Consider the following 2410-nt stretch of genomic DNA (forward strand, 5'->3'; position numbering starts at 1 on the left):
CCATTGAACTGACCGGAAAATTAATGCCTGATATCGTACTAATGGATATTGGAATGCCTGTTATGGACGGGTTAGAAGCAACTAAACAAATTAAGCTTCGGTTTCCATACGTTAAAATTGTGGTCATCACGGTTTCAGACGATATTACGGATTTATTTGATGCGCTGAAAAAAGGCGCACAGGGCTATTTGTTAAAAAACCTGCAGTCTGAAGTGTGGTACAACTATTTGCGTGCGTTCGCTTTAGATGAAGTTCCTATGTCAAAAGAAATTGCGTTTCAAATTTTAAAAGAGTTTCCGCAAGAAACATCGATAAAAAAAACCGACACTCCCCTTTCTGCACGAGAGCTTGAAGTACTTCAATTAGTGGCTAAAGGACTGTCGAACCGCGATATCTCCGCGCAGTTATTTATTTCTGAACACACGGTAAAAAGCCATTTGAAAAATATTTTAAGCAAGCTTCATTTAGAAAACCGCGTGCAGCTGACAAGCTATGCGTTTCAAAACGGCTTAATGAACTAACAGCTTTCACGAGCTGTTTTTTTATTAGCAGCTTCCTCTTATAAGTCCCAACAATCACTCTCAGGAGTGATGGCTAATTCTCCCTTTCCTTCTATAATGAAAGCACGTTCGTTAGGAAAAAGGAGGAAAAAATGATGCAGGAAAAGCGCGAAGAAACAACAAGTACAACTAAAAAAAGCACGGCGCGTTCTCAAGGCCTATACAAAGCCATATGGCGCTGGCACTTTTATGCGGGCTTAGTGTTTACTCCGTTTCTTCTTATATTAGCTGTTACTGGAGGCGTGTATTTGTTCAAGCCTCAAATTGAAGAAAGACTGTACCACGACTTGTATCATGTTCAAGCTCAATCACAGTCTACATCCCCTTTAGCACAAGTGCAGGCTGTAAAGGAAAAGTATCCAGGCGCTGACGTGTTGACGTATAAGCCCAGTGAGCGCTCCACTCGTTCTTCAGAAGTAGGAATCTCATTAAAAGACCATACATATACGATTTTTGTTAACCCTCACAATGGTCACATTGTAGGAAAACTGGATGATTCGAGTCGCTTAATGAATCAAATTGAAGAATTTCACGGAGAGCTAATGGCAGGAACAGCGGGTGATCGTATCGTAGAACTTGCGGCCTGCTGGGCGATTGTCTTAATTGTAACCGGTGCTTTTTTATGGTGGCCGCGCAAAAAAGACAAAATAAAAGGTGTGCTGATTCCTCGTTTTTCAAAAGGTAAAAACGTGCTTGCACGAGACCTTCATGCGGTACCGGCCTTTTGGATTTCAGCTGGTATGCTTTTTCTCGTACTAACGGGCCTTCCGTGGTCAGGACTGTGGGGCAATGCGTTTCAGCAAATCGCCACAAACGCAGGCGTTGGGTACCCTCCGTCTATTTGGGTAGGCAGTGCACCTACTTCAACCGTGCAAACAAAAGATGTAGCGGACGTGCCTTGGGGAGCTGAAACGTTAGAAGTTCCAAACTCCACAGCTTCGCAATATACAAAAGTATCGCTTGATGACATTGTAGATATTGCAAATGAACAGCATATGCACGACGGCTATACCATTTCTATTCCGCAAGAACCTCAAGGCGTGTATACGCTCTCTGTTTTTTCACCAAGAGCTCAGGATGAAGCAGCCATTCACCTTGATCAATACACCGGCGCTGTGTTAGCCGATTATCGGTACGACAACTATGGATTTATGGGAAAATTGATTGCACTTGGTATTACGCTTCATAAAGGTACACAGTTTGGGTTTATAAATCAGCTTATGGGCCTCATTGTTTGTATCGGAATTGCTGGTATTGCTATCAGCGGAGCCTTACTGTGGTGGAAACGAAAACCAGCTAAAAACATAGGCGCTCCTAAAGTTCCTGAAGGAAATGCAATGCGCATTGTGACGTGTATAATCGTGGTGTTTGGTCTCGTCTTTCCTTTAGTCGGACTGTCCTTAGTTATCGTGTGGCTTTTGGATTTCTTTGTCATCAAACGAATTCCAGCATTGAAGCGGTTTTTAAACGCATGATGCATGAAACGATGTGAGGTGCAGTAACAATGAACAAATGGAAAATACCCGGATTGGTCATACTTAGTACGATTTTACTTTCCGCGTGCTCTGTAAACAGTAACGCAGCCAAGCTCTACAAGCAGCCAAAGCCTCTGTCTGCGCATGTGATGCTTCCTGAAACTATAAAACCCCGGAGCACACAGGTACTAGAAGTGCACGTAATGCAAGAAAATAAAACGGTGGATGATGCCAAAAGCGTTCAGTTTAAAGTGTGGAAAAAAGATGCTCCCGGTAAAGTTGAAACAGTAAAAGCGCATTATGACGGCAGTATGTATAAAGCCAAAGCAACCTTTAAGGAAGATGGTATTTACTATATTAAAACGGATATTAACG

At 42.6% G+C, this 2410-nt stretch carries 3 protein-coding genes; all 3 read left to right on the forward strand.

Going from position 1 to position 2410, the window contains the following annotated elements; all coding sequences use genetic code 11:
• Nucleotides 1-521, forward strand: a 521-nt coding sequence (locus AC1DRF_RS23335; RefSeq protein ID WP_477741815.1) for a LuxR C-terminal-related transcriptional regulator, incomplete at its 5' end; no start/stop codon positions are given.
• 131 nt (nucleotides 522-652) lie between these two features.
• Complete coding sequence (locus AC1DRF_RS23340; RefSeq protein ID WP_427075936.1) at nucleotides 653-2035, forward strand: PepSY-associated TM helix domain-containing protein; 1383 nt, start codon at nucleotides 653-655, stop codon at nucleotides 2033-2035.
• Between the two features lie 29 nt (nucleotides 2036-2064).
• Nucleotides 2065-2410, forward strand: a 346-nt coding sequence (locus tag AC1DRF_RS23345) for a FixH family protein (protein WP_477741816.1), incomplete at its 3' end; no start/stop codon positions are given.

Source organism: Priestia sp. P5_B4, from assembly GCF_056400385.1.

Coding starts and splice junctions, on each gene's coding strand:
- AC1DRF_RS23340 (WP_427075936.1), top strand. CDS start 653: ATGATGCAGGAAAAGCGCGAAGAAACAACAAGTACAACTAAAAAAAGC.